The sequence below is a fragment of the Actinoplanes subglobosus genome, from assembly GCF_042650585.1.
GTDB lineage: Bacteria > Actinomycetota > Actinomycetes > Mycobacteriales > Micromonosporaceae > Actinoplanes > Actinoplanes subglobosus.
In genome coordinates, this window is the sequence record NZ_JBHSBL010000019.1 from 608,312 (window position 1) to 628,052 (window position 19,741).

Consider the following 19,741-nt stretch of genomic DNA (forward strand, 5'->3'; position numbering starts at 1 on the left):
GGGTTCACCACGGGAGAGTGACGTCCTGGCTGGGTGGGGCGCCGGACTGGCGGCGGTACTCGCGGCTGAGGTGTTCCGCGACGAGGGCGTCGCGTACGCCGCGCGGATGGATGACGGCGCGGGACGTCGAGGTCCCCGGCGGTTACGACCTGTGACGGCGGGCGGGGGTCACTGGACGCCCAGGACCCGGTGGCCGACGGCGATGGACTCGCCGGAGATCGCCGCGGCCTGCGCCGACGCCAGGAACGTGACCAGGGCGGCCACCTGCTCCGGGGTGGAGTCGCCGGGGGCCGCCGCCTGCGGCACCGGGTTCGGCGTGGCCGTGACGAGACCGGGGTTGACGACGTTGACCGTCACCCCGGTCCCGGCGACCGAGTCGGCCAGTGCCTTGGAGCCGACGATCACGGCGGCGTTGCGGATGGAACCGGTCACCGACCGGCTCAGGAACGCGTTCTGCCCGCTGATGTTGACGATCCGGCCGAACCCGGCCCGCCGCATGTGCGGGAGTACCGCGTCGACGACCCGCAGGTAGCCGACCGTCTTGGCGTCGAAGGCGTCCCGTACCTGATCAGGGTCTTGATCTTTGGCCGGGTCGAGGGTGTTGGCCGGTGGCGCCGCCGCGTTGACCAGGATGTCGATCGCGCCCTCGTCGGCGATCACCCGCTCGACCGCGGCGGCCACCGAGGCGGTGTCGCGGGTGTCGACGACGACCGTCCCGGTCTGGCCGCCGAACTCCCCGGCGGCCAGATCGAGCCGGTCCGCCGACCGGGCGGCCAGCACGACCCGCACCTTCTCGCGGATCAGCGCGGCGGCGACCGCCCGGCCGATCAAACCGCTTCCACCGACGATCAGCGCGGTACGCCCCGCGAGCCCGAGATCCATGATCCAGGTATAGCGCACCACCCGGCCGGGGCAGCCTCCCGCCGCACGTCACATGTGTGAACCGACCGCCACCGGCTTCTGCTCGTCGTCGACGCCGGCGGGGGCGGTGACCGCGGCGTGCACCGTCATCGTCGCGCCGTCCCGGGCGATGCCGGTGACGGCGACGTGGGTGGCGCGCCCCGAGTGGGAGTCGGAGCTCGGCGTGGACTCCCCGTCGAAACGGGTGTTCTCCGACCGCCCGGGGTACGGGTCACCGGCGTCACCACGGTTGCGGTTGGCCTCCAGGTCGCGCCGCCCGTCGGCCTGGACGAGCCCGACCATGTAGCGGCGCTCGTCCTGGTTGTTCTCCCGGGTCTCGTCGACGTGCCAGATCAGGAGGCCGTCGCCCGGCAGGGACGCGTCGTAGCCGGTTCGCTGACGGTTCTCCATCAGGAAGTACTCCGGCCCGGTCCGGCCGTCGGTCCACATCCGGTGAACCGTGTTGCTGTCCTTGACGTCCGGCAGCGTCAGCGGGCCGGGCGTGGTCACGTTGACCGCCGTCGCCCACCCCTGGTTGACCTTGCACCATGCGGAGGGGTGGACCGGCACGTCGCCGCCACCGCCCCACGAGCCGCCGGCCATCAGGCACCAGTCGCCGAGGCCCTCGGACGTGTCGTCGGCGTCGTACAGGTCGGGGAAACCGAACAGCAGGTGACCCAGTTCGTGGGCGCAGACGCCGATCTTCGAGTCCTCGGGGATCGTCAGGTAGGCGAAGATGCTGGTCGCGTCGGCCCGGTGAACGGACGGCAGGACCCACTTGTGCGACCAGATGTCCCCGGGCCTGCGTGTCTCCTCGCCACCGCGCCCGGCGTGGACGATCACGAACGCGTCGACGAATCCGTTGCCGTCGTTGTCGTACGACGTGAAGTCGACGATCCCGTCGGCGGCCCGGGCCGCGTCCTGGGCCATGATGTTGGCCCGGGGAGCACCGCTCGGCCGGCCGATACCGAAGTTGCCGTTGGCGTACCAGGACAGCGGGCGCGGGAGCCGCAGCGGCCCGACGGTCTTCCCGACGAGGTCGATCAGGCCGCCGCTCACCTCGCGGTAGTACTCCCGCACGCTGCCGTTGGGCAGGACGCCGGTGGAGAAGAACAGGTCGTCGAACTCCTCGGCCGGCCGTTCCATGGCCCGGTCGGGGAAGTCCACCAGCACGACGATGACACGGACGGCGCCTCGGAGTGGCGTCCTGGTGAGCGCGGTGCTCCGCAGGACCGCCTCCGGGGTGCCGGGCGGGAACTCCGTAGGCGGGATGATCATGCCGTCGTTGTAGCCCAGTGGCCGGGGCGGCGGCGCGACGCTCTCGGCGAGGGCGGCCGCGGCCGGATTCAGGTCGCGTTCGGCGCGGATGAGGGCGGCCGCCTCCGGGCTCGGTGCGACGGCGCAGAACCCGTACCGGTGGTGGATGGGTGTCTCGGTCATGATCGTCTCCGTTTTTCGGTGCCGGCTGATGCGGTCGATGGTGTCGTCGCGACGACGTCGCGGTCATCCGACAGCTGCCGGTGATGTAGAGATACCGCAGAAAAGGTACGAAGCCGACATCGCCACATCGCGTTTCACCTGGCGGGCGGAGCTTTTCAATCCTGAGACGGTACGACGCGGCGACGCCCGCATCCGGGCGCCGTGGACGCTGGACCATTACGCCAGGGTGCTGGGCTGACGCTCGCGGAGCCAGGTGACCAGACGGTCGGCCGGCTGGGGGCGGCTCAGGTGGTAACCCTGCACCAGGTCGCAGCCCCACTCACGCAACCGGTCGAGGGCGGCCTCGTTCTCGACGCCCTCGGCGATCATCCGCATGCCCAGGTTGTGGGCCAGTTCGACGGTGCTCTTCACGATCGCGGCACTGCGCGGGTCGGTGTCACAGTGGGTGACGAACGCACGGTCGAGTTTCAGGTCGTCCACCGGCAGCGCGTGCAGGTAGGCGAGACTGGAGTAACCGGTGCCGTAATCGTCGACGGCCAGCCGTACCCCCATGGCTCTCAGCTCGGCCAGGACCTCGGTGGCGCGGGCCGCGTCGCGCATCAGGATCTCCTCGGTGACCTCCAGGTGGAGCGCGCCCGGCGGCACACCGTGGCGGGCCAGACCGTCCGCGACGTGCCCGGGCAGGCTGGTGTCCTGCAGGTTCGAGGCGGACAGGTTCACCGCCACCACCAGGTACAGGCCCTCGTCGCGCCACTCCCGGCACTGGGCGAGGGCGATGTCGAGGACCTGCAGGGTGAGCCGGCCCATCAGCCCGGCGTGCTCGGCCAGCGGCAGGAACACGTCCGGGAACACCAGGCCGCGGCGTGGGTGCTCCCAGCGCACGAGCGCCTCCACGCCGGTCGTCTCGCCGGTGCCGACCTCCATCTGCGGTTGGTAGTGCAGCGTCAGCTCGCCCCGGTCGAGTCCGGTGCGCAGTTCCTCCAGCGTGGTGAGGCGCTGCCGGCCGGCGTCGTCCGCGGCCGCCCCGGTGGCCACCGCCACCCCACGGTGATCATTCTTGGCCAGGTACATGGCGCTGTCGGCCTGGCGCAGCAGCACACAGTGATCGGTACCGTGATCGGGGAACACCGCCACACCGATACTCGCGTCGACGTGCAGCGCGATCTGGTCCAGGTCGAACGGGTGCCGCAGAGCGGGCAGAAGACCGAGAGCGATCTTCTGCGCGCGTACGGCGTCCGCGTCCGGCATGACCACGCCGAACTCGTCGCCGCCGAGCCGGGCCAGCACCCCATCGCTGCCGATCGCCTCGGTCAGGCGTTCCGACACCATCTGCAGCAACTGGTCGCCGAGGTGGTGACCGAAGCTGTCGTTGATCTCCTTGAACCGGTCCAGGTCGACGACGGCCACCGCCATCGGCGACCGTGGGTCACGTTGGTCCAGGTCACGGGCGAGGATCTCGAGGAACCGGCGCCGGTTGGGCAGCCCGGTCAGGTCGTCGGTGCGGGCCTGCCGGCGGGCGGCCGCGAGGTTCTCCACCGCCCGCACGGTCAGCAGCATCCGCACGATCGCGCCGGTGATCGCGACGGCGGCCAGGGAACTGCTGGCCAGTGGCAGCCCGTTGTGGCGCCAGCCGTCGCTCAGCAGCAGGACCATCGACGCGAACGCCAGCAGCGCCGGCAGCGTCATGCCGACCAGTGCCCGGGCCGGCCGCCGTTCCGCGCTGGGCTGCGGGCTCTGCCAGGCGGCGGCGACGATCAAGGCGAGGGCGACGGTCCAGAGTACGTCCGTCCAGCCGCCCGGTACGTAGATGCCGCTGTTGGTCTCCAGCATCCGCAGCGCGTTGGCCAGGGTGTTGATGCCCATCCCGGTCAGCAGCAACGTCCAGACCCGTTCGAGACGCCAGTTGCTCAGCGCCCACGATCCGAGCAGCACACCGGCCAGCACGATGTCGGCGACCGGGTAGGCCACGCTGACCAGCATCGGCAGCCCGGGCTCGAACGAGTCGACGGTGACGCCGTTGAGGAACACCACCGACGCGAACGCCGCCGCACAGGACGCCGCGATCAGTCCGTCCAGCCATGAGGAGACACTGATCCGGGACCGCCGTGCCCGGAGCAGACGAACCACCGCGGTGTACGCGAACGGGTAGTACGCCAGCCACATGAGGTCGGAGACCGACGGATACGGCATCGGGTCCTGCTTGACGACGACGGCGATCCACCAGACCGTGCCGGCCGCGTAGAAGCCCAGTCCACCGGCCATCACCAGCCACGCGCCGCGATCCTTGCGGACGATCAGCGCCCGGGCCAGGACCAGCGCCGCGGCCAGCAGGTAGACCGCGTCCTGCAGCACGTCCCGGGCCCACGAATGCCCGTCCAGCCAGCCACGGACCGCCGGGACAGCAGCCAGGAACTGGGCGATCACCATCACGACACCGAGCCCGAAAGCGGCACGCAGCCACCACCGGTCGCGAGCCGACACCACCGTCAGGGACGCCACCACCCCATGATCGGCCGTACGGGCGTCCCTGGTGAGCCAATCGGCTTCACGTGGCTACGATCGCCCAGGTGAAGAAGTACATCCTCTTCGATCATGACGGCGTCCTGGTGGACACCGAGCACTGGTACTACAAGGCCAGCGAACGGGCGCTGGCCGACATCGGTCTGACCTTGGACAAGGATCGCTATCTGCGGGACATGGGCCGCGGCTGGGGTGCCTGGGAGCAGGCCCGTGCGGCCGGTGCCGACGAGCAGACCGTCATCGCCCGGCGTGCCGTCCGCGACGCCTACTACCAGGAGTATCTGCGCACCGAGGACATCGAGATCGACGGCGTCGCCGACGTCCTCGCCGAACTGTCGAAGTACGTCCGGATGGCGATCGTCACGACGGCGAAACGCGCGGACTTCGACATCATCCACGAACGGCGGCGGATCAGGCCGTTCATGGATTTCGTCCTGGTCCGGGAGGACTACGACCGGGCCAAACCACACCCGGAGCCCTATCTGACCGCCTTGCGGCGCTTCGGTGCCACCCGCCAGGAGGCCCTGGTCGTGGAGGACTCCGCCCGGGGACTGAACGCGGCCGTGGCGGCCGGCATCGACTGCGCCGTCGTGCACAACGCCTTCACCCAGGGACACGACTTCTCCTCGGCCAGCCACCGGATCGCGACCCTGGCCGAGCTCAAGGCCATCATTCTGGGCACGGCAGAAGTTTCCGAAAAAACTTCGGTCGATGTGCATCCGCCGCGCATCCCGCCGGCCGTCTAGTTCTCGGACAGACAGGAGCCCCGGCTGGTGAACAGTGATGAAGAGACGAACTACCGAAGTTTCGTCGACGCGCAGGCGCACTCGCTGCGCTCACTCGCCTACCTCACCTGCGGCGACTGGCAGCTCGCCGAGGACGCGGTCTTCACCGCCCTGGCCAAGCTCTACACCAGGTGGCGCCGGGTCGACCGGCCGGAGAGCTACGCCCGCACGATGGTGGTCCGCGCCGCCATCGACGAGGTGCGCCGGCCCTGGTGGCGGCGCGAGCAGCCGACCGGTGACGTGATGCCGGAGAAGGCCGGTTCGGACGACGCCCACGACGTCGACGAGCGATTGCGGATCCACGCCGCGCTGGCGAGCCTGCCGGTCCGCCGCCGGGCCGTGCTGGTGCTGCGGTATTTCGAGGACCTGAGCGTGCAGGAGACCGCCGAGGCTCTCAACTGCCCGGAAGCGACCGTCAAGAGCCACACCGTCCGCGGTCTGCGGACCCTGCGTGAGGTTCTCGGTCCCGACACCACCCTGCTGACCGGCGACACGCACGGGACGGAGCGCTATGCGACTCGACATGCATGAGTTGCTGGACGCGGCGCGGGCCGGCGACCCGCCGATGCGGCGCAGCACCGACGACTTCGTGGCCGGCGGCCGTCGCCGCGAGGCCCGCAGACGCCTGACCCTGGCCGGCAGCGCGGCCGGGCTGGTCCTCGCCGTCGCCGCGGCGGCGGTCGTCCCGCAGGTGATCGCCGGGAACGGTACCGTCTCGGCCGCCGATCAGGGGAGCGCGCGGTTCCCGGTGACGGCGTTCGATCACACCCTCACCGCCTACACCGTCGGTGACCTCGAGGTCGGCGACCCGGTCAACGTCACACCCGGCTACCAGCAGGCACGCATCCACAGGAGCGGCACGAAGGCCCCGTTCGACCACGGTGACGGCACGACCGAGCAGATCCCGGTCAGCCACTCGGTGCTCACCGTCTACCGGGACGGCGTGTTCGACCCGGCTCAGTTCCGTCACGCCGAGTCCGTCCGGATCGGTGACGCGCAGGGCCTCCACTCCTCCGCGGACAATGCGCTGGCCTGGCAGTACAGCCCGGATGCCTGGGCGGTCGTCCAGTCCGCGGGCGATGATCTGAGCCGGGCCGACATGATCCGCGTGGCCACGGGGCTGCACCCGGGCCCGGGCCGTCCCGCCACGCTGCCCTGGCGGATGTCGTACCTCCCGCCCGGCTACCACCTCACCTCGATGGGCGTCACCGGCGACGACGAGCTCACCGGCGCACACCTCCAGCGGGGTGCCGCGCGTTTCACCAGGGAGACCGAGGATTATTCGGACCTGACCCAGCCCCTCACCGGCGACAGCGTGACCAGCCTGCGGGTGCGGGTGTACCCGGGCTGGATCAGCCGTGAGGAACTCATTCCGACGACCGAGGTCGCCGGCGGGCCGTCCGGCTCCCCCTCGTACGGGCAGTCGTTCGATCCCTCGATGTGGCCGTCCTTCGCGCAGTCCTACGAGCCGTCCTTCGGACCGTCGGCCGGGCCGGCGATGCCGGACGATCAGCCGTTCTGCGCGCCGGCCGGGAACGCCTGCTACCGGCTCAGCAGCGGCGGGAAATACGTCATCGAGGCGTCGAGCAACGCCGGCGAATCCACCGACGAGCTGGTCCAGGTGCTGCGCGGCATGCGCCTGGACGACCCCGGAGACAGCGGCACCTGGACCGAGCTGGGCGACGCGGTGCCCGGCGTCGACAGGTAACCACCACACCACACCCCTCAGCGCGAACACGTCCGCCACACCGTCAGGTGGCGCGACGGCTTCGCCATGCCCGTACGGAGCCCCCATGATCAACATGCAACGACGCGTCATCGCCGCACCCGTGGCCACCCTCGGCGCGCTGCACGACCGGCTCGCCGGACCCGACGACCCGCTGTGGCCCGCACCCGGCTGGGGGCCGCTGAGACTGGACCGCCCGCTCGGCGTCGGCGCGAGCGGCGGCCACGGACCGATCCGGTACACCGTCACCGCCTACGAACCCGGCCTGCGCGTGCGATTCGAGTTCCCCGACGACGCACCACTGGCGGGATACCACGAGCTGTGGGTCCGCGCCACCGGACACGGCCGGGCCGAGATGGTGCACATCCTGGTTGCCCGGGCCCGCGGCGCGATGCTCCTGCTCTGGCCGCTGGCCGCACGATGGCTGCACCAGGCGCTCATCGCCGAACTGCTCGACAACGCCGAACGCGCCGCCACCGGCACCGTCCGCACCCCGGCCCGCCGGTCGCTGTGGGTCCGGCTGCTGCACACGGTCATGCCCGCGCCGGAACCGGAGACCGCGGGATGACCGTGACCCGGCTGCCGGCGGCATCACGGGGCACACGCCTGCCGGCACTCGACCTCTTCCGGTTCGTCGCCGCGCTCGGCGTCGCCGTCTTCCACCTGGTCGCGGTGGCCGGCCACGGAGGGGTCCAGATCTGGGGCAGCCCACCCGACCAGGTCTTCGGCTGGTTCTACCGGATCGCGGCGTACGGCTGGGTCGGCGTCCCGTTCTTCTTCATGATCAGCGGTTTCGTGATCTGCCTGACCGCGTGGGGTCGTGCCCCCGAGAAGTATTTGATCTCTCGGTTTGTCCGTCTCTTCCCAGCGTTGTGGATCTGTGCGGCGATCACCACACTGGTCACCGCCGTCTACCCCCGGGTCTTCGGCCCGGTGCCACTGCGGGCGCTGCCGGCGAATCTGTTCCTGCTGGAGGATCCGCTCGGTACGCCGCGCATCGACGACGTGTACTGGACGCTGTGGCTGGAACTCAAGTTCTACCTGCTCTTCCTCGTCGTCGTGTGGATCGGTGTCACGTACCGTAATGTGCTCGCGTTCTGTTTGATCTGGAGCCTGGCGTCGATCCTGGCGGCCGAGATCGGGCAGCCCTGGCTGGACGCCCTGGTGATGCGCGGCAATTCGCACTATTTCGTGGCCGGGATCGCCTTCTATCTGATCCACCGGTCCGGGCCCCGGCCGGAGCTGTGGCTGCTGATCGGGCTCAGCTGGGCCCTGTCGATCCACTACTACCAGGGCAATCCGCTGCCGGCCGACAAAGGCATGTCGTACGCACCGTCGAGCCTCCTGATCACCGCGTGTTTCGGCGCGCTGGCGCTGCTGTCACTGCACCGCCTCGACGGGATCCGGTGGCGGCGGCTGGCCGTCCTCGGCACCGCAAGCTACCCGCTCTACCTGCTGCACTACGCGACCGGCTTCGCCGCGATCCACTTCGTGAGCACCCACACCACCATCGGACCGGTACCGCTGCTCGTGCTCGCCCTCGTGGTGCTGACCGGCGTCGCGATCCTGGTCAGCCGCCGCCTGGAACAGCCGGTCGCCGCACGCCTGAACCGTGCCTTCGAACCGGTCACACGCCCGGCTCGCACGCGTAGTCGCAGACCACGACCCGCACCCGGCCACGCGACTCCGGCCTGCTGATGCCGCACCCTCATCCGGGCGCGACCTGCACGCTGATGCCCACGGTCAGCATCATGACGAGCGTCCGTTCCACCGCGGGAGCGCGCACTCCGGGCGCTCTGTCGGCACCACTGTCGGTTAGCGTGGCGCCGTGACTGAGACAGCACAGTTGATCAGCAGGAGCTGTACGACTGGATGGGCGGACTGGATTCACGGTGAGCTGTGGCTGCTGCCGCGTCATCTGGTGCGACGGCGACTGAGTCTCCGGGCGACACTGGCCAACAAGAACGAGCGCACCGTGCCCATGGTTCTGCTCGAGGTGCCGGCATCGTCGTTGTCGCAGCAGGACATCGTTTCCGCCCATCCGACCAACAAGGTGCTTCCACTCGATGAGGTGGTGGAGGCAAGGCTTCACCGCGGAATCCTGTCCGACCGGCTGGCGCTGACGATGCGTGACGGCAGCCGTCACAAGTTGCTGTGGCTGAGGATCGATCCGGCACACGAGATCCTCGGCTCCGCTCTGGGACATTCGCTCGGTTCTCTGCTCCAACGAGACTGACCTGCCACGTCCAGGCGTCCGCAACCAGCGGGTTTGGGTGCCGAGGTCAGGGAGTGACCAGGCCCGCTTGGTAGGCGATGATCACCAGCTGGACGCGGTCCCGGGCAGCGAGTTTGACCATCAGACGGCCGATGTAGCTCTTCACCGTCGGCATCGTGATGTGCATCCGCTCGGCGATCTCGGTGTTGGTGGCGCCCTGCGCGACAAGGATCAGCACCTCACGCGCGCGGCCGGTGACACCGTCGAGGTCCACGGGTGGCGCGGCGGGCTCCGGCTGCCGGGCGACCATCTCGATGAGCCGCCGGGTGACGCTCGGCGCGATCAGCGCGTCGCCGGTGGCGACCACCCGGATCGCGGACACGATCTCCTCCAGGGCCATGTCCTTCACCAGGAACCCCGACGCCCCGGCACGCAGAGCCCCATGGACGTACGCGTCGTCGTCGAACGTGGTGAGCACGACGACCCGGGGTCCGCCCGGCTCGGCGGTGATCCGGCGGGTCGCCTCGATGCCGTCGAGCCCGGGCATGCGGATGTCCATCAGCACCACGTCGGGTCGCAGCTCGCCGGTCAGGCGCACCGCCTCGGTGCCGGACGCGGCCTCGCCGGCCACCTCGATGTCCCCGGCGTCGGCCAGGACCATCTGGAGGGCGCTGCGAATCAGCGCATGATCGTCGGCAAGCAGGACTCGGACGTTCATGACGCCGCCGAAAGGAGGTCCGCCGAAGGGAGATCCGCCGCCGCGAGCAGGACACCGACGCTCATGACGCCGACACCGGGATCCGGGCCGCGACCTCGAAGCCGCCACCGGGCCGGGCACCAGCCGTGAGAGTGCCGTTGACCAGCGCCACCCGCTCGCGCAGGCCGACCAGCCCGAAACCGCCACCACCCGTGTCACCGCCGCGCCCGTCGTCGACGACCGCGATCGCCAGTTCCGCCGGCCCGTAGTCGACCGATACCCGGCAGAGGCCGGCGCCCGCGTGCCGTACCACGTTGGTGAGCGACTCCTGGATGATCCGGTAGGCGGACAGCTCGACCTCGGCGGCCAGCGCACGCCGCTCCCCGCTCCAGGCGACGTCGACCGTCACCCCGGCGGCCTGTGCGGCCCCGACCAGCTCGCCCACATCGGCCAGACCGGGCGGCGGCTGCAACGGTGTCTCGCGGAGTCCGCCGAGAATGCGCCGCAGCCCGGACAGCGTGTCCCGGCTGACCGTCTCGATGGCCAGCATCGCCTCCCGGGCCCGTTCGGGCTGGGTGTCCATGACGCGGGCGGCCGCGCCGGCCTGCATGGCGATGACGCCGACGCTGTGCGCGACATGATCGTGCAGTTCCCGGGAGATCCGTAGCCGTTCGGCGACCACGGCCTGCTCGGCGGCCTGCTCGCTGAGCCGTCGCGCATAGTCGCGGGCCTGCCGGACCGAGAAACCGAGCAGCCCGGCGACGACCGTGGGCAGCACCGCGAAGGCCAGCCAGGCGGTCGGCTGGAACCCGTCGGGTTGTCTCAGCAGCACGCGCAGCCCGGCGTTCACCGGCACCGCGGCCAGCATCGACACGAGGGCGGCGAACCACGCCCGGGGCGGGTCGACGATGACGACCCGGGCGAACACGATCCCGGCGGGGAGCAGGAACAGTGCGACCGACTGGTCGGGCTGGTTGGGGATGCCGTCCGACCCGACCGCGAGGACGAGACCGACGGCGGCGAGCAGCATGAGGTGCAGTGCGGTGAGCGGCCGGCGGCGGACCAGTGTGCTCGCGGCCAGGCCGGTGATGACGGCGACGGCGGCCAGCAACCAGCACCAGGCGGGCCGGGGCGGCAGTCCGTCGGGCATGCCGGGCACACCGGAGTAGCCGCGCAGCGCCGCGAACGCCGCGGCCGACCAGAGCAGCGCCACCCAGGCGCCCGGCGCACCGAACATTGCCCGAGACTATCGGCGGTCCGATGGCGCGGGCATCAGACCACGGCATGACGACCACGGTCCGATGACGGTACGGCGCCTGCTCCCGGACAGTGATCGGCATGATTCACGTCGACCAACTGATCAAACGCTATGGCCGTACCACCGCGGTCGATGATCTGTCCTTCACCGTGCGGCCCGGGCGGGTGACCGGATTCCTCGGGCCGAACGGGGCCGGTAAGACCACGACTCTTCGGGTGCTGCTGGGCCTGGACGCACCGACCGGCGGCAGCGCCACGATCGACGGGGTGCCGTTCCGCACGCATCGGCGCGGGCTGCGGCACGCGGGTGCGCTGCTGGACGGCCCGCAGGCGCATCCGGGCCTGCCGGCGTTCGTGCATCTGGCGGCGCTGGCCCGGGGGAACGGCCTGCCGGGGCGGCGGGTGGACGAGGTGCTCGCCGAGGTGGGGCTGACCGAGGTGGCCGGGCGGCGTGCCGGGTCGTACTCGCTGGGCATGCGGCAGCGGCTGGGTATCGCGGCGGCGCTGCTGGGTGATCCGCCGGTGCTGATCTTCGACGAGCCGGTCAACGGCATGGACCCGGAGGGGGTGCGGTGGGCGCGCGGGTTGTTCCGGCGGCTCGCCGCCGAGGGCCGCACGGTGTTCCTGTCGAGTCATCTGATCGGTGAGATGGCCGCGACCGCCGACGAGGTGATCGTGATCGGCCGTGGCCGTCTGCTGGCCGAGGGGCCGGTGGCGGAGCTGGCCGGTCCGGGCCGTTCGCTGGAGGACGCGTTCCTCGACCTCACCGCAACCAGCCTCGACTACCGGGCCGGGGGTGCCTGATGCGTGACCTGATCGCCGCCGAGTGGCTGAAGCTCCGCGCGCTGCGGTCCACCCGGTGGACCGTCCTCCTGACCGTGCTGACGGCGGTCGCCGCGGCGGTGATCGCCGCGAAGGCCAAACCGGCGGCCGACGAGCTCGACCTGAGCGACGGTTTCCCGCTGGCCGACTGTCTCGCGCTGGTGGTGGTGGCGGTCAGTTCCGGCGCCGCCACGATGATCAGCGACTACGGCAGTGGGCTGCTCCGGGCGACGACCGTCGCGGTGCCGGCCCGTGCCGAGCTGGTGCTGGCCAAGGCGGCCGTGCTGGCCGCGCTGTGGACGGTGACCGGCGCGGTGGCCACCGTCGCCGCGTTCACGGTGTCCGGTCTGATGCTGGGCGATCTGTCGTTCACGGCGGAGGGCACGGCGGCGGCGTTCGCCGCGGCGACCCTGATCGCCCCGGTGTGCGCGCTGGTCGGGCTGGGGCTGGCGGTGGTGCTGCGGCACGGCGGGACCACCTACGTCACCGGCGTCATGCTGCTGGTGGTGGCGCCCCAGCTGGTCACCGCCAACCATGCCATGCTCGTGCCGGCGTGGCAGCGGCTGACCCGGTCCTACGGCCCGCCCGAGGTCGTCGGTGACCTGTACGCCACGGTCACCCAGGCGTGGCTCGCCTATCTGTTGTGGCCGCTGCTCGTCATCGCCGCCGCTCTGGTCACGCACCACCGCAGGGACGTCTGACAGGGCGTTTCAGCGCCGCATCAGCGTGGTTTCAGCCCCTGCTGCCAGCGTCGGGACGACACGATCCGTCGTACCGAAGGGCACATCCATGGCGACCGCCGAGGTCTTCCGTTTCGTCACCGTCCGTCCGCCGCAGGACGTCGACATCCTTCAGCAGAACGCCGGCGCCAGCGTGGACCTCGGCGTGTTCGTCACGACGTTCGCCGACACGCTGCGGTCGCTGCGCGGGGACGGCGGCCGCACCGGCATGATCGACGCGGCCACCACGCTGACCCGCTCGACGGCGTTCGTCGACTCGGTCAAGAAGATCGAGAAGCCGTACCTGGATTTCATGACCGCCGTGCGCGCGCTGCCCGACCAGGGCTTCTTCACCGGCGCGGGGACCGCGTTCGGTAACGCGTTCAACAAGGCCGACCCGGCCGCCCACATCAGGACCGACGCGTTCATCGCGTTGCACGGCCGTGTCTCGGACAGCATCGTCGCCGCCACCATCGTGCCGTCGGTGCCGACCAAGACGCGCGAACTGCTCACCACCGCCGCCCGGGCGCTGTGGCTGATCCGGCGTCTGGCCGCCAAGTCGAGCCTGTCGCGGACCGTGTTCGGCAGTGCGCCGCTGGCTCTGCCGCGCGACATCTTCCCGCTGCCGCCGGTGGCCACCGGCAACGGTGAGCTGCGTGCCGCGTCCGCCGGCCGGGCGTCGCGGGCGCGGGCCCGGGCACAGCGGCGGGTCACCCTGTCGGCCAACCTCGAAGCGCACCGGCAGGCTCTCGACGAGCTGCTGGACGGGGTGGACGCGTTCGGCACGAAGGTACTCGACAGCGGGCGCACCGGTTTCGGGCTCGCCGAGGCCGCCGTGCGGAACCTGACCGGGAGTACCCGGGCGGTGCTGGCGGCGAACGGCGTACCGGAAACGGGTTTTGATCTCGCCCGGACCGTCGCCCTGCTGGAGACCCGGGCGGCTGGCCTGGCCCGCTCGTTGCACGCCGACATCGGCCCGGACCGGCAGGTCGTCCGGATCGGCAACACGTTCCTCGCCCGCTCCGACCTCGACGGCGGGCCGGCGGCGGCCGATCCGGCCGACAGCCGGACCCCGGGGCCGTGCGCGCCCGCCCCGGCGGCGCTGCCCGCCGACGGTGTCACCGTTCCCACCGGGCACGGCGACGCGAAGGTCCTGGGCGTCGCCGACCTGAACCTGGTGGAGCAGACCCTGCTGCGGTACGAGCTGGGCGAGGTCGCGCACATCGAGAACGTGCTGCGCGGCGAGACCCGGTCGCGGACGTTCCGGACCAGTCACACCACCACGCAGACCGACACCGTCGAGACGGAGACGACGCAGGAGAAGGAGCAGGATCTCTCCTCGACCGACCGGTTCGAGTTGCAGACCGAGTCGCAGAGCGTCATCAACGAGACGGCGAGCAGCCAGGCGGGCCTGACCATCCACGCGTCCTACGGGCCGTCGGTCGACGCCACCTCCAATTTCAACTTCTCCAGCAGCAGCTCGCGGCAGCAGTCCGACTCGGCGTCGGCCAGTTTCGCCCGGGAGATCTCCACCAAGGCGGTCAACCGGGTGCAGACCCGGTCGCTGACCCGGCGGACCACGACCACGACCGACGTGGTGGAGGAGACCGACGTCCACGCGTTCGAGAACCGGACCGGCAACAACGACATCACCGGGATCTACCGGTTCGTCGACAAGGTGTACCGGGCGCAGGTGGTCAACTACGGCAAGCGGCTGATGCTGGAGTTCCTGGTCCCGGAGCCGGCCGCGTTCCTGCGGCATGTGGCGGGCAGCCGCCCGGTGGCCGGGGTGAGCCAGACCGAGCCGGAGCCGCCGGGGTACTGCCTGGCCGACGGCACCACCTTCCAGCCGTTGCAGGTCACCGACATCCGGCCGGACTCGTACCAGATGTGGGCGGCGAAGTACGGCGCCCAGGACGTGACGTCGCCGCCGCCGGCACTGGCCCTCGCCACGGCGAGCCGGAAGTCACCCGACAAGATGGACACGGTGCCGGACAGCTCGCAGGGTGAGGGCCAGGAGAACCGGAAGATCAGCTCGGACGTCTTCGCGGTGACGATCCCGGACGGCTACCAGACCCAGACGGCGACGGTGAACGTCTTCGGCGAGACGCAGAAGGGCACCCACCGCATCGTCGTGCAGGTCGCCGACAAGGAAGCCACTTACATCGAGCCGGGCCAGGACCCGACCGGTTTCGACCTGAGCGCCAACCGGGCGTCGTCGGTCGACGTCACGCTCAACACGCTCGCCTTCCACAACTGGGAGGTCGTGGCGGTGGTGTTCTGCAAGCTGACGGCGGAGAAGCTCCAGGAGTGGCAGCTCAAGACCTTCAACTCGATCATGACGGCGTACGCCGGGCTCAAGTCCCGTTTCGACGAGGCCGTCGCCGAGGCCCGTCTCCAGGCACGTAACGACGCCACGATCACCGGGACCAACCCGGCGATCAACCGGGAGACCGAGCAGACCGAACTGAAGAAGGGCTGTGTGCAACTGCTGACCGGCCAGCGGTTCGACCTGTTCGACGCGGTCACCGGCAACGCGGGCCCGTTCGGATACCCGGAGGTGGACCTGGCGGAGGCCAAGGCCGAGGGCGCCTACATCCAGGTCTTCGAGCAGAGCTTCGAGTGGAACAACATGACCTACATCTTCTACCCGTACTTCTGGGGCCGGAAGCGGGAGTGGCCGGTCGTCTCCCAGCTGTCCGACGACGATCCGCTGTTCACCCGTTTCCTGCGGGCCGGCGCGGCCCGCGTTCAGGTCCCGGTGCGGCTCGGTTTCGAGAACCAGGTCCTCACCTACCTGAGCACCGGCGAGCTGTGGGCCGGGGCCGGCGCCCTGGTCAACTCCGACTCCGACTCCGCCGACGTGCTGCACCTGTCGATCGTGGACGAGCTGAAGTCGCAGCAGGGCGACAACAACGTCGACGGGCCGGGCACGCTGAGCGTCACCAAGGACAAGCCGGAGGTCGTCGGCTCCGGAACCGCGTTCAGCAGCGACGACGTCAACCGGCGCATCTCGATCGGCGGGTCGGTGTTCGTCGTCAAGTCGGTCACCGACGAGCAGAACATCAAGCTGACCGGCAACTACACGGGTAAGAACGACAGCGGGCTCGCCTACTCGATGGGCGGCAAGCTCGTCGGTGAGTCGTGGGAGGTCAAGCTCCCCACCAGCCTGGTCAAACTCGACAACTCTCTGTCGATCAGCTGATGGCCGACGACACCAGCGACTTCGTCCTGGACCCGCGGTACCACGACGGCGATGACAAGGATCCGCCGCGGGTCTGGACGGAGTCGCAGCAGATGCGCGAGATCGTGGAACGCGCCGACGCCCGGCCACCGGACGTGATCCGGAAGCTGCTGACCGATGCGATCCACCGGCAGGTCCGCACGCTGCACCTGTTCCGCGTGGCCGGCGAGATCCTGCCGGTCGGCGGCGTCGGGCCGGTGCGGCAGAACGAGCTGACGCTCTACGCGATCCTGTTCCCCGGCGAGGGCCGGGACAACACCGGGATCAAAGACCTCAACGACAACGTCCTGGAGTACGGCTACACGAACCGTTTCATCGAGCGCCGGAACAAGGCCATCCGTGACATCTTCACCACCGCGACCGGCCCGGGCCCCTCGTACCGGACCCTCGGCCAGGACTACAAGATCTGCTTCTTCCTGGCCGAGGGCAAGAAGCCCGAACAGGTGGCCGCCGACCTGGCCCGCCTGGACAAGGCACTCGTCGAGGCGCTGATCACGACGATCGACGAGGCGCTGGCCGACCCCGACCACAAACCGAAGGAGGCCTGCCGGAAACTGAAGCGGGCGCTGTCCAGGAGCGGCTACCGGTTCGACTTCCTGATCGGCTCCCAGGCCCGCGTGGTCCAGGGCGACCAGCTGGACGTCACGTTCCTGCTGACCACCGAGACCCTCAAGAGCGCGGGCCTGGCCCGGTACGCGGTGAAGGCCGCCGCCGTACGCACCAGGATGGCCCGCAGTCACCTCGCCGGGACGGCACCGAAGACTCCGAAGGGTGCCGACGACCGGGGCCGCCCGTTCAACGAGAACGCCTACCTTCGGGTCAGCGCCGTCGCCCCGGGCATCAAGAAGTTCATCCTCGGCAGTGGCGGGGCCAAGCAGAACGTCAACCTGACCCGGATCCTCGTCGACAAGGTGTGGACCGACGTCTTCCTCGCCTTCGAGCGGCTGTTCTTCGGCAACCCCGACGTCATCCGCGACGTACGCAAGAAGAAGCTCGTGGCTCCCACGCTGAGGCAGGGCACGACCACCGGATTCCAGGTCCAGGTCGACCTGCTCGAAACCTGGCTGGTGGTGCTGAACCTGATCGACTTCATCACCGGTTTCGTGCTCAGCGAATACCGCAGCCGGGTCCTCGACCTGCACCGCGCCGCGTCGAACCTGGTCGACGACCTGGCGAAGAAACCACAGGTCGACTGGCAGCGCCTGACTCCGATACTGACCAGCGACGTCCGGCAGAAGTCGGCGATCGCACAGCAGGGCACCACATCGGAGTTCCCGTTCTTCGCCTACTCGTCGGACTTCCGGCATCAGATCTTCTTCACCTTCGACATCCGTGACCTCGGTGTCGATCTGATGCTCTTCTACGAGCTGGTCAACAAACGGGTCGTCGACGACCAGCTCACCGGCGAGAACCTGCTCCGGGCGACGTTCGTCTCCAACAACCGCACGGTGCTGCGCAAACGTGACACCTACGAGGCGGTCCTCACGGCGTTCCAGAAGGTGCACGGCCGCATCCTGACCAACCGGGCCGACCGGCAGCGCGCGCTCCTCGGCGCGGTGCAGGCGTTCGGCGGCGGCGTGTTGAACGGCGGCGCACAGATGCCCGTCTTCGCGCGCAGCATCCAGCTGATGGTCGGCGGTGACGAGATCTTCGTCGCCGCGCACCCCCTGTACGCCGGGCACGTCAGCGAGATCATCGGCATGCTCGACATCCGGGTCTCCGACGACCAGTTGCTCAACCTGCGTGCCGGGGTGGGCTTCTCAGCGGCCGCCCCGGAGGGCACGCCGGGCCCGGTGGTCTCCCCGGAACAGCGCCGGAGCAATCAGCTGTCCCACGACCGGGCACTCAACGCGTCCTCGCGCAGCGGCAACGCGCTCAAAGGCCTGGAGCGCCGCCAGCGCCGGATGGAACGACTCGTCGACGTGCTGGAGGACAGCCGCGACAAGAAGAAGAACGACCTGGTCAAGGGCTACCGCAAACGGCTCGACGACCTGCACCTGCTGCGTGTCTACGCCCGCGCGCAGTACGGTCACGCCCGGCCGCTGGCCCCGGCGATGTACCGGCGCCTGATCGTGGCGCTGCGCGACGAGGACGTGGCCACCGCTCTGCAGAACGGCGAGGAACTGGTCGACTTCGAGACCGACCGGGTCGTCAGCAAGGAGAAGCTGGAGGCGGCTGCGGACCGGCTGGAGGCGGACCTGCTGCGCGACGCCGGACGCGACAACTTCCAGGCCGCTCCCCCACCGGTGTTCAAGGTGCCGAAGCTGGTGAAGTGGATCGTCAAGGTCATCAGCCGGTACCTGACCGGCTCCTCCGACCCGTTCAAGGCACCGGGGACGAAGGAGGAGCGCGACGAGGAGGAGATCCTCGCCTGACACGCAACAGGGACGGGGTGATGAGTTCTCGCGCCCGTACCCGTCATACCTACGTCAGGACACGACGAAGGCGGAGGATGACGTGATGGTTACGGACACGCGGCTGGACGAACCGGCGTTCGAAGGACTGGCCCAGCGGCACCGGCGCGAACTGCACGTGCACTGCTACCGGATGCTCGGGTCGTTCGAGGACGCCGAGGACACCGTGCAGGAGACGCTGCTGCGGGCCTGGCGGCGGCGCGACACCTTCCAGGGGCGCTCGACGTTCCGCGCCTGGCTGTACCGGATCGCCACCAACGCCTGCCTGGACCTGCTGGCCAAGTGCCGGCCGGAACCGGCGGCCGGCGGCGAGGTGCGGTGGTTGCAGCCGTACCCGGACCGCCTGCTCGACGAGCTGCCCGCCGGAGACGCCGACGAACCGGAGAGCCTCGCCGTGGCGCGGGAGACGATCGAGCTGGCCTACCTGGTCGCGGTGCAGCATCTCGCGCCGCGGCCACGGGCCGTGCTGATCCTGCGCGACGTGCTCGGCTGGCCGGCCAAGGAGGTCGCCGACCTGCTCGGAGACTCCGTCAACTCGGTCAACAGCGCGCTGCAACGGGCCCGGGCCGGCATGCGCGAGCATCTGCCGGCGCAGCGGCAGGACTGGACCGGCGGCGACGGGGACGCCGGGACCCGTGATCTGGTACGCCGGTTCACCGATGCGTGCGTGGTCACCGACATCCCCGCGCTGGCCGCGATGCTGCGCGACGACGTCCGGTCGTCGATGCCGCCCACCCCGGGCCTGTACCTGGGCCGCGACACGGTCGTGAACTACTGGAGAGAGTGCGGCTTCGACGGCATGACCGGCCTGCGTGCCGTGCCCGCCGCCGTGAACCGGCAGCCTGCCGTCGCGTTCTACCACTGGAACCCGTCGCGTGGCCTGCACCTGCCGCTGACCCTCGACGTCCTGCGGATCACCGGCGGAAAGATCGCCGAGATCACCACCTTCCACAGCGACCGGTTCGCGGGGCTCGAACTGCCCGAGAGCCTGCCGGCATAGCC

16 protein-coding genes and 1 pseudogene are annotated in these 19,741 nt (G+C 70.0%); 12 read left to right on the forward strand and 5 right to left on the reverse strand.

Annotation, left to right across the window (positions count from 1 at the left end; translation table 11 throughout):
* Positions 1-168: 168 nt before the first annotated feature.
* Together ACFO0C_RS28250 and ACFO0C_RS28255 are read right to left on the reverse strand one after the other, a co-directional pair.
* Positions 169-882 (reverse strand): SDR family NAD(P)-dependent oxidoreductase, encoded by a 714-nt coding sequence (locus ACFO0C_RS28250; RefSeq protein ID WP_378069728.1) that lies wholly within the window; start codon positions 880-882, stop codon positions 169-171.
* A gap of 48 nt (positions 883-930) precedes the next feature.
* Positions 931-2,340, reverse strand: a complete 1,410-nt coding sequence (locus tag ACFO0C_RS28255) for a M6 family metalloprotease domain-containing protein (RefSeq protein WP_378069729.1) — start codon at positions 2,338-2,340, stop codon at positions 931-933.
* Between ACFO0C_RS28255 and ACFO0C_RS28260 the strand changes: the two genes are divergently transcribed.
* The gene (locus tag ACFO0C_RS28260; protein ID WP_378069730.1) at positions 2,339-2,578 is read left to right on the forward strand and encodes a hypothetical protein; all 240 of its coding nucleotides are present in this window, start codon (positions 2,339-2,341) and stop codon (positions 2,576-2,578) included. The two genes, ACFO0C_RS28255 and ACFO0C_RS28260, sit on opposite strands and share 2 nt — an antisense overlap.
* Here ACFO0C_RS28260 and ACFO0C_RS28265 read toward each other — a convergent pair.
* On the reverse strand, positions 2,557-4,839 hold the full coding sequence (locus ACFO0C_RS28265; protein WP_378069731.1) for a putative bifunctional diguanylate cyclase/phosphodiesterase: 2,283 nt from the start codon (positions 4,837-4,839) through the stop codon (positions 2,557-2,559). The genes ACFO0C_RS28260 and ACFO0C_RS28265 overlap by 22 nt on opposite strands.
* Positions 4,840-4,907: 68 nt before the next feature.
* Between ACFO0C_RS28265 and ACFO0C_RS28270 the strand changes: the two genes are divergently transcribed.
* From ACFO0C_RS28270 to ACFO0C_RS28295, 6 genes are all read left to right on the forward strand, one after another.
* Positions 4,908-5,606 (forward strand): HAD family hydrolase, encoded by a 699-nt coding sequence (locus tag ACFO0C_RS28270; protein ID WP_378069732.1) that lies wholly within the window; start codon positions 4,908-4,910, stop codon positions 5,604-5,606.
* Positions 5,607-5,633: 27 nt separating this feature from the next.
* Entirely contained in the window at positions 5,634-6,176 is a 543-nt protein-coding gene (locus ACFO0C_RS28275; RefSeq protein ID WP_378069733.1) for a SigE family RNA polymerase sigma factor, read from the forward strand.
* Complete coding sequence (locus ACFO0C_RS28280) at positions 6,157-7,353, forward strand: hypothetical protein (RefSeq protein WP_378069734.1); 1,197 nt, start codon at positions 6,157-6,159, stop codon at positions 7,351-7,353. The genes ACFO0C_RS28275 and ACFO0C_RS28280 overlap by 20 nt, the downstream gene beginning before the upstream one ends.
* An 85-nt stretch (positions 7,354-7,438) precedes the next feature.
* Positions 7,439-7,939, forward strand: a complete 501-nt coding sequence (locus ACFO0C_RS28285) for an SRPBCC family protein (RefSeq protein ID WP_378069735.1) — start codon at positions 7,439-7,441, stop codon at positions 7,937-7,939.
* On the forward strand, positions 7,936-9,069 hold the full coding sequence (locus tag ACFO0C_RS28290; protein ID WP_378069736.1) for an acyltransferase family protein: 1,134 nt from the start codon (positions 7,936-7,938) through the stop codon (positions 9,067-9,069). The genes ACFO0C_RS28285 and ACFO0C_RS28290 overlap by 4 nt, the downstream gene beginning before the upstream one ends.
* A gap of 130 nt (positions 9,070-9,199) precedes the next feature.
* The gene (locus ACFO0C_RS28295) at positions 9,200-9,607 is read left to right on the forward strand and encodes a hypothetical protein (protein WP_378069737.1); all 408 of its coding nucleotides are present in this window, start codon (positions 9,200-9,202) and stop codon (positions 9,605-9,607) included.
* 46 nt (positions 9,608-9,653) lie between these two features.
* On the opposite strand, the gene ACFO0C_RS28300 is transcribed toward ACFO0C_RS28295, so the two are convergent.
* Together ACFO0C_RS28300 and ACFO0C_RS28305 are read right to left on the reverse strand one after the other, a co-directional pair.
* Entirely contained in the window at positions 9,654-10,304 is a 651-nt protein-coding gene (locus ACFO0C_RS28300; protein ID WP_378069738.1) for a response regulator transcription factor, read from the reverse strand.
* A gap of 61 nt (positions 10,305-10,365) precedes the next feature.
* Positions 10,366-11,520, reverse strand: coding sequence for a histidine kinase (locus ACFO0C_RS28305; RefSeq protein ID WP_378069739.1), 1,155 nt, complete (start codon positions 11,518-11,520; stop codon positions 10,366-10,368).
* Between the two features lie 101 nt (positions 11,521-11,621).
* Between ACFO0C_RS28305 and ACFO0C_RS28310 the strand changes: the two genes are divergently transcribed.
* The 5 genes and pseudogenes from ACFO0C_RS28310 to ACFO0C_RS28330 form a co-directional block, all read left to right on the forward strand.
* Complete coding sequence (locus ACFO0C_RS28310) at positions 11,622-12,344, forward strand: ABC transporter ATP-binding protein (protein ID WP_378069740.1); 723 nt, start codon at positions 11,622-11,624, stop codon at positions 12,342-12,344.
* Complete coding sequence (locus ACFO0C_RS28315; protein WP_378069741.1) at positions 12,344-13,063, forward strand: hypothetical protein; 720 nt, start codon at positions 12,344-12,346, stop codon at positions 13,061-13,063. The genes ACFO0C_RS28310 and ACFO0C_RS28315 overlap by 1 nt, the downstream gene beginning before the upstream one ends.
* Before the next feature lie 88 nt (positions 13,064-13,151).
* Positions 13,152-16,286, forward strand: a complete 3,135-nt coding sequence (locus ACFO0C_RS28320; RefSeq protein ID WP_378069742.1) for a hypothetical protein — start codon at positions 13,152-13,154, stop codon at positions 16,284-16,286.
* Positions 16,286-18,700: a hypothetical protein gene (locus ACFO0C_RS28325; protein ID WP_378069743.1), complete on the forward strand. Its 2,415-nt coding sequence runs from the start codon at positions 16,286-16,288 to the stop codon at positions 18,698-18,700. Before ACFO0C_RS28320 ends, ACFO0C_RS28325 begins: the two co-directional genes overlap by 1 nt.
* A gap of 43 nt (positions 18,701-18,743) precedes the next feature.
* Positions 18,744-19,739 (forward strand): annotated as a pseudogene (locus ACFO0C_RS28330) (RNA polymerase subunit sigma-70); the annotation flags it as partial.
* Between the last annotated feature and the right edge of the window lie 2 nt (positions 19,740-19,741).